At 65.1% G+C, this 7377-nt stretch carries 6 protein-coding genes; 2 read left to right on the top strand and 4 right to left on the bottom strand.

Going from position 1 to position 7377, the window contains the following annotated elements; all coding sequences use genetic code 11:
- Positions 1-174: 174 nt before the first annotated feature.
- The 4 genes from H8B02_RS43185 to H8B02_RS43170 form a co-directional block, all read right to left on the bottom strand.
- A complete protein-coding gene (locus H8B02_RS43185; protein ID WP_229171845.1) occupies positions 175-1149 on the bottom strand; it encodes a formylglycine-generating enzyme family protein in 975 nt (324 codons plus the stop codon).
- 820 nt (positions 1150-1969) lie between these two features.
- On the bottom strand, positions 1970-3994 hold the full coding sequence (locus H8B02_RS43180; RefSeq protein ID WP_229171843.1) for a pyrroloquinoline quinone-dependent dehydrogenase: 2025 nt from the start codon (positions 3992-3994) through the stop codon (positions 1970-1972).
- Between the two features lie 72 nt (positions 3995-4066).
- On the bottom strand, positions 4067-5509 hold the full coding sequence (locus H8B02_RS43175; RefSeq protein ID WP_229171842.1) for a caspase family protein: 1443 nt from the start codon (positions 5507-5509) through the stop codon (positions 4067-4069).
- A 128-nt stretch (positions 5510-5637) separates the two neighbouring features.
- Positions 5638-5865 (bottom strand): hypothetical protein, encoded by a 228-nt coding sequence (locus H8B02_RS43170; protein WP_097676049.1) that lies wholly within the window; start codon positions 5863-5865, stop codon positions 5638-5640.
- Between the two features lie 180 nt (positions 5866-6045).
- Between H8B02_RS43170 and H8B02_RS43165 the strand changes: the two genes are divergently transcribed.
- Positions 6046-6477 carry a hypothetical protein gene (locus H8B02_RS43165; protein ID WP_229171840.1) on the top strand — a complete coding sequence of 144 codons (432 nt, stop codon included), beginning with the start codon at positions 6046-6048 and terminating at the stop codon, positions 6475-6477.
- Positions 6478-6735: 258 nt separating this feature from the next.
- Positions 6736-7377, top strand: a 642-nt coding sequence (locus tag H8B02_RS43160; RefSeq protein WP_512699920.1) for a GNAT family N-acetyltransferase, incomplete at its 3' end; no start/stop codon positions are given.

Raw genomic sequence — 7377 nt, 5'->3', positions numbered from 1 at the left:
CCGGCGCGGGCACCGGGGCCGGTGTCGGTTGCGCTTGCGCGAAGCTTGTCGCCCCGACGGCAGAGAGTGCTGATGCGGCGACGAGAGAACTACCGCTCAACAAGAGATCGCGGCGTTTTAATCTTCCGCCAATTGCCGTGCTCATCCCAGGCTTTTCCGGAATCCTATCGTTACTCATGACGTGATCCTCTTCCTGGTGATGCACCTGAAGCCGACATGGCTTGCTGAGGTGTCGATCGGCTCGGCATGACGCGCGGCCGGACGATAGCGGCGGCAGTAGTTGGGAGCGCAAAGATGCGAGCCGCCTTTAAGCACCTTGCGCGGAATCCTGAGGTTCGGCTGACAAGAGTCGTAGCTCGCGCCCTCGGGCCCGCCGCGAGGATTTTGCGGGATGCAGCAGACTTTCGGGGCGTCGGCTTCGTGCTTCTGCGAATACCAATCGGCCGTCCATTCCCAGACATTGCCGATCATGTCATGCAGGCCGTAACCGTTGGCCGGGAATGCGGTGACGGGCGAGGTGTGTTCGAAGCCATCAGCCGCGAGATTCTGGTGCGGGAAATTACCCTGCCAGGTGTTCGCCATATGCCTGCCGCCGGGAAATTGCTCGTCACCCCAGGCGAATTCCGCGCCGTCCAGTCCGCCGCGTGCTGCGAATTCCCATTCGGCTTCGGTCGGCAATTCCTTGCCGGCCCATTTGGCGTAGGCTTCGACGTCCCGGTAGGCGACGTGAACGACCGGGTGGTCGTCGAGCCCGCTGATGTTGCTGCGCGGACCATAGGGATGGCGCCAGTTGGCGCCGAATTTGAACGTCCACCATTGCCCCCAGTTACGCAAGTCTACAGCTCGCTTGGGCGGCGTGAAGACCAGCGAGCCGGCCCTGAGCATGTGCGGCAGAGCACCCGGATAGTCCTTCGCATCAGGTGTAATTTCGGCGAAAGTGACGTAACCGGTCGCGTTCACGAATTTGCGGAATTGGAGGTTGGTGACCGGCGCGCGATCCATCCAGAATTCGTCAATGCTAACGCGATGGACCGGCGCTTCCTCCGGATAATGCCGATCCGAGCCCATGCGAAACGTGCCGCCCGGCACGTACGCCATCTCCTCGCCTGCTGCATGGTCGAACGATTGTCCGGACTCAGCCAGATTCATGAAAACCTCCAGGTCGGTGCAACAGCGGCGTGCGTTGCTTCGTTCGTGACACTGCTCGAAGAGCTGTTTCGCTCGAATGCGTTTTCGATAGTGGGGTCCTTTGACGAATGGTGAGGCATACAGAAACGGGAGGGCTCAATTTCGGGTTGATCTAGATCAAAGGATGTCCGATTCGGGTCAAATGCCACGGTCGAGGATCGTTGATGAGAAGTCCGGACTGCACCCAATACCGGACCAGTCGGAAGCGGCGAAGTTGGTCCACAAGGTCACATCCCCGCGGTCTGCGCCGCGTGTCCGCATTTCCTCTCGGAAGCGATATCCCAGATTTATGAGTCCACGCCCCAGGTTCAATTGCATCCGCGAAAACCCTGCGCCCCCTCTCCGGTTGCGGGGCAGGGCAATCGCATTCGGAAAGATTTGGCGGGCACCGTCCTCGCGGCCATCCTTCGAGATGCCCGCCTTTGGCGGGCTCCTCAGGATGAGGTCTTGTTTTGCGTCACAATAGTAGACCCTCATGGTGAGGAGCGCCGCTTGCGGCGCGTCTCGAACCACGAGGCCGAGTGCCTGCGCGGCCGCTGAAGGTCCATATGCGATTGCCCCGGGTGCAGAAGGATGCATCGAATGCCGCCAGGCCGATTCAACCTGACTTCATCGCGCTTTAGCGCGAGCGAGGCGACGCTTGCACAATTTCGGAATAGTGGAAATTTACCCCTGACTTGCCCGACGTGTCAAGTTGCTTTTCGAACGCCGGCAGCCGCCGGCTCCTTCGCATGGGGTTGTTTTCGATATTTTGGCGGCGCGCGCCTGCGGCAGGCCGCACCTAAGCGGATCGCGAGCGGCGGCTCCGCCGCCAGCGCCACAACAGCGCAACGATGGCGACGAGCGCGAGACTGCCAGCGACCGCCTTGACGGTCAGCCGCCCGCCGGGACGATCGATCAGGCGGGTCATCAGCGAAACGCTCTCGCCCTGGCGCGGCAGGCGAAATGCCACCACGCTATCGCCGATCGATGTGCCGGCCTCGGAATGGCCGCCGGCGCCGATCACGACGTACTGCTCGCCATTCCAGAGATAGGTCATCGGATTGGCGACGCCCGGTACCGGAAGCCGGCCGAGCCACAACTGCCGGCCCGACCTCGCATCGAACGCGCGCAGATAGGCATCCATCGCGCCGGTGAACACCAGGCCGCCTGCGGTGATCGCGACGCCGTTGACCAGCGGCGTGCCGGTGTTGAGTGCGATGCCGAGCGGCGCGAGATCCTCGCTGGTGCCGACCGACGAATGCCAGAGGATCTTGCCGGCCTTGAGATCGACCGCCACCGTCTCGCCCCATGGCGGCTTGTTGCAGGGCGTCCCAACCGGCGTCATCGCCAGCGCCCGCGACATCGCAAACGGCGCGCCCTGCTGCTGGCCGAAATCATGGCCGGGCGGCGGACTGAAGCCCTTGGCCTGGTCGCGCGGAATCAGCGTGATGATGTGCGCGGCGTGACTGACATTGGCGAACAGAATCTGGTTGACCGGATCGAAGCCCGCGCTGCCCCAGTTCACGCCCCCGCCGGTCATCGGATAGATGATCGTGCCCTGCGTCGACGGCGGCGTGTAAAGACCCTCGTTGCGGGACTGCGCCAGCAGCTTCTCGCAAGCCGAGCTCCCGACGCCCGGCAGCAAGCCGGCGATATCGTCGGCCGTCATCCGTTGCGTCAGCAACGGCGGCACGTGGGTCGGGAACGGCTGCGTCGGCGACAGCTGGTCGCCCTCGGCGCCGTTCTGCGGCACCGCGCGCTCCTCGACCGGCCACACCGGCTTGCCGGTGTCACGATCGAGCACGAACACGAAGCCCTGCTTGGTCGGCTGGATCACGACGTCGCGCATGCCGTTGCCGGTGTCGATGCGCGCCAGCGTCGGCTGTGCCGGCAGGTCATAGTCCCAGACGTCGTGATGCACGGTCTGAAACGCCCACACCAATTCACCGGTCTCGATCCGCAGCGCGACGACGGAATTGGCGTGCTCGTCATTGCCGGGACGCTTGCCGCCCCAGAAATCGGGACTGGGCGATGTCGTCGGCAGGAACACCAGGCCGCGCTCCTCGTCCACCGACATCGGCGCCCAGACATTGCTGTGGCCGGCTTCGACCCCGTTATGCACGAGCGGATCGAAGGTCCAGCGCAGCTGACCGGTCCGTGCATCGAAGGCGCGCACCACGCCGAGCGGCGCATCGACCCGCCGGTTGTCACCGATCGCGGACCCGACCACGACCACACCGCGTCCCGTCACCGGCGCCGACGTGATCTGGAATTCGCCCGGCCATTCCAGCTTCATCCCGGCGTCGATCTTGATCTCGCCATTGTTGCCGAAATCGGCGCAGGGCTTGCCGGTCCTGGCATCGAGCGCGATCAGGCGCGTGTCATTGGTGCCGGTGAAGATGCGTGACTTGCAGGCCGCACCATCGGCCGCGCGATCATCGGTCCAGTGCGCGACGCCGCGGCAGACAAACCGATTGGCCGGCCGCTGCGCCATGCTGATCTTCGGATCGAAACGCCATTTCTGCGCACCGGTGCCGGGATCGAGCGCGATCACCTCGTTGAACGGCGTGCAGAAGATCAGGCTGTCCTCGACGAACAGCGGCGTCACCTCAAACTTGGTGCGCTTCATGACCTCGGGCGGACGCGCGTCGAGATCGCCGGTGCGGAATTCCCAGCCGCGCACCAGCGTGCCGACATTGTCCGATGTGATCTGCGTCAGCGGCGAGAAGCGCTGTCCCCCGCGGTCGCCGCCCCAATACTCCCAGGCGAGCGCCGGCTGTACGCACAGCACCAGCGCGGCAAGCAAGCGAAACAGCGACCGCATTGCGTCCTCCCGCGAGATGCGACCATCAAACGCCGCATCTCATGCGGGGAAACCCTTTACGCGATTGGCGCGTCAGTATCCACCCCTGCGATAACCGCCGCCATAATGGCCGCGATAACCACCGCCGCCGATACCAATCCCGATTCCGATCGGCGGCCCGACCGGTTCGTAAACCACGGCCGGAGGCGGCCGGCGCACCACCACGACATCGTCCTCGACCACGACGCGCGGCGGGCGCTTGCTGGCGCGCCGCGGCGGATCGGGATCGGCGCGTTTCTCGACACGCTTCTTGGCCGGCGCGTCTGCCTTCTGCTGTGGTGGCGGCGTCGCATTGCAGGGACAGGTCGGCGCCGCCAGCGCAACGTTGGTCGCCGGCACGCTGAGCGCAGCGGCCGGTGTCAGATCGGGACGGTAGCGCAACCGTTCGATCATCTTGCGCGCGGTCGCTGTCAGATCGCTGTCGGGGTACAGCACGAGGAAGCTGCGATAGCCCGCCGCCGTGTTGCCGAGAATGGCGCTGTTCCACGCCACCATGCGGCGATGCCGGTCGAGCCAGTCGCGGGCCTGCAGGCCGCGCGGCGTGCCGGCGAAGATCGCCGCGAAGGCTTCATAGGATTCGTCGGTGCCGTCGACCACCATCAGCTCGTTTGCAGCCTCGATCGGCCTGCCCTGCAATTCGCGCTTCCATTCGTCGACGGTGCGCTTGGTCGCGGCCGGCGCCGGCGTGGCCGCGGGCGACGCTGACGACGTACCTGCCATGAAGCGGAAATCGTCGGTGAGCGACGAGGAATCCCACGGCGTCTGGCGGCCGTCGGTCGCCTTGTTCACCGCGAGGCGGACGCGCTTGAAGGTGTCCTCGATCGGAATCCCCGGCTCCTTCGCCGAAGCCAGCAACGCGGTCGTATAAGGGCTGTTGGCGCCGCTGCCGTCCTCGGCCTCCGCACCCGGTGACGTCGAGAACGAGACAAAGGTGCCGGGCGCGCCGACCTTGGCATCAATGATGGCAAGTCCGTGCCCCGCGGTCTTGCTGAGCTCCGGGAAAGGATTGTTGCGGCAGGCATCGAGCAGCACGATGCGCATCCGGCTCGGCACCGACGTCAGCGTGTTCAGGATGTCGTTGAGGCGAACCGCCTGGATCGGGATGTCGGCCTCGCGCTTCGGATCGACATCGACCGGCACCAGATAGTTCTCGCCATCGATCTGCAGGCCATGCCCGGCATAGAACACCAGCGCCACGGTGTCGGCGCCCTTCGCCGCGACCTGGCCGGCGAAGTCGCTGATCCTTGCGCGCATCTCGTCCTGCGACAGATCCGATGCCGTGGTCACGGCAAAGCCGGCATCGGTCAGCATCTGTGACATGGCCCTGGCGTCGTTGGCCGGATTGGGCAGCGCGGGCACCGACTTGTAGGCGGACTGCCCGATCACCAGCGCCAGACGGCTTTCCGCCAATGCCGGCACGGCACCGAACAGGATCGCAGCCGGAACGATCAGGCTGAGGAGGGAACGGCGAAGCATGGCGGCCTCCGACAAAGACATCGGAGATGGGTCGATAGCCGTCAGGTGAAGGTTCATGCCGTGCGGCAATCTGCTGCTGCCGGCACCGGTTCTCACGCCGGAATCGTCGCGGGATCGGATGGGCCCGGCTATTTCGGCTTCTTGGCTGGATCGGCGGCCGGCTTGGTGACGCCCCAGGGATCGTATTTCTCCTTGGGCTCGGGAATACGATCGAGTGCGGCCTTGTAGGCCTTCTCGTCGATCTGGGGCTTCTTCTCCGTCTTCCTGTCGTCGCCCCCGCCGCCTCGCCGGCCCTGGGCCAGGGTCGGTGTCGCAATCAGCGCCAGAATGACGGCAGCAACCGTGAAGCTTTTCATGTCAGTCTCTCTCCCCCGCAGCCGTAGAAACATCCGGCAATACTTCTACCCCAAGATAGCTTGTCGCTCGACATTTGTTGATCGACAAAGCGCCGCGCGATGCGAATTCAGCGCCACCAGGGGGGCGCAATATGGGCGGCGGCACATTAAATTAGTTCAATGGGACAGGGACAAGGACAAGTGGCGGCGCTGCTGGCCGGCGCCGCCTTGATGTTGAGCGGCTGCGGGCTGGCGGACAGCCACGCGGTATGGCCTGACATGTTGAAGGTCAAGGCCACCGAGCCGGCGCCGCTCGAGACGCCTCCGGACCTCAAGCGGCTGGTGGCCGGCAAGCTGGACTCGGTGTTCACCGCCGGCTCGCAGCCGACCCATGTGCGGGTCTCCGCTCCGCTGCACGACCCCCGCGGCACCGGCTGGACCGCCTGCGTGCGCGCCGAACTGACTTCGGTGATCGGCAAGCCGCTCGGGACGCAGACCTATCGCGTCTTCATCAATGACGGCGCGATCTTCGATCGCCGGCAGGTGGAGGCCGACGACAACTGCGTGACCGAGACTTACGAACCGGTCGAGAGCTCCCTCACGGCCGACGCGCAACGAAGCCCCAAGCCGTAAAGCGCGATGAGATTCAGTTGAATCGTCATCGCGCTTCAGCTCCTTGTTTGAGCATGGTCTCCGCGCAAATGCCTTCCTAACTCGCGATGGCCTGATTCATTCTCCGTGGCGTCCCTGCCGACCATATGCTGAACGCCCCGTTAACATGACCGCTCAAATTGCCGGATGGCCTCAACGGCATTTTCCATTTCTTTCCGCTAGCGTTGCCCGCGATGAACGCAAGGCCGATCAGCCTTGCCGACCGGGGAAACATGGGACGTGGCCGATATTGCTGACCAGGCAATGATCCGCCGTGCATCGCGCAAGGATGCCACGGACGATCGCGCGTTGCCGCCGCTGTCAGCCGCGCCGGTCGGCGCATGGCGGGCGCTTGCCGAGCGCGCGATCGAGGCCAATGGCTACTACCAGCCCGACTGGGAATTGGCGGTCGATGCCTCCGCGCGCGGCCGCACCGGTGCATCGCTGCTCAGCGCCACCGGCGATGCCGGGCAATTGATCGGGCTGTTGCCGGTCGTGCCATTGCGGCGAATCTACCGGATCCCCCTGCCCGCGCTGGTCGGCGCCGAACCCTACGGCACGCTGTGCACGCCGCTGCTCGACCGCAATGCCGCCGAGCAGGCCGCCGGCAAGATGCTGCAGCAGGCACGCAATGCGGGTGCGCACGCGTTGATCCTGCGCACCATGTCGCTCGAGGGGCCGGCCATGGCGGCAATCCGCGCGGTGCTCGCGCGCGACGGTTTGCAGCCGCGCCTGCTGAGCGCCTATCAGCGCGCACAGCTCGATGCGACGCGCGATGCCGATGAACTGCTGCGCGACGCGCTCGGGCCCAAGAAGCTGAAGGAGCTGCGCCGGCAGCGCAATCGCCTGTCCGACCACGGCGCGGTGCGCTTCGACGTCGCC

Source organism: Bradyrhizobium altum, from assembly GCF_020889705.1.
GTDB lineage: Bacteria > Pseudomonadota > Alphaproteobacteria > Rhizobiales > Xanthobacteraceae > Bradyrhizobium > Bradyrhizobium altum.
Note: the sequence above shows the minus strand (reverse complement) of the source record. Positions and strands in the feature narration are given on the sequence as shown.

What these genes read in the sequence shown, in the direction of transcription:
- H8B02_RS43180 (WP_229171843.1), bottom strand. Translation starts at nt 3,994, where the DNA reads ATGCGGTCGCTGTTTCGCTTGCTTGCCGCGCTGGTGCTGTGCGTACAG.
- H8B02_RS43175 (WP_229171842.1), bottom strand. Translation starts at nt 5,509, where the DNA reads ATGCTTCGCCGTTCCCTCCTCAGCCTGATCGTTCCGGCTGCGATCCTG.
- H8B02_RS43170 (WP_097676049.1), bottom strand. Translation starts at nt 5,865, where the DNA reads ATGAAAAGCTTCACGGTTGCTGCCGTCATTCTGGCGCTGATTGCGACA.
- H8B02_RS43185 (WP_229171845.1), bottom strand. Translation starts at nt 1,149, where the DNA reads ATGAATCTGGCTGAGTCCGGACAATCGTTCGACCATGCAGCAGGCGAG.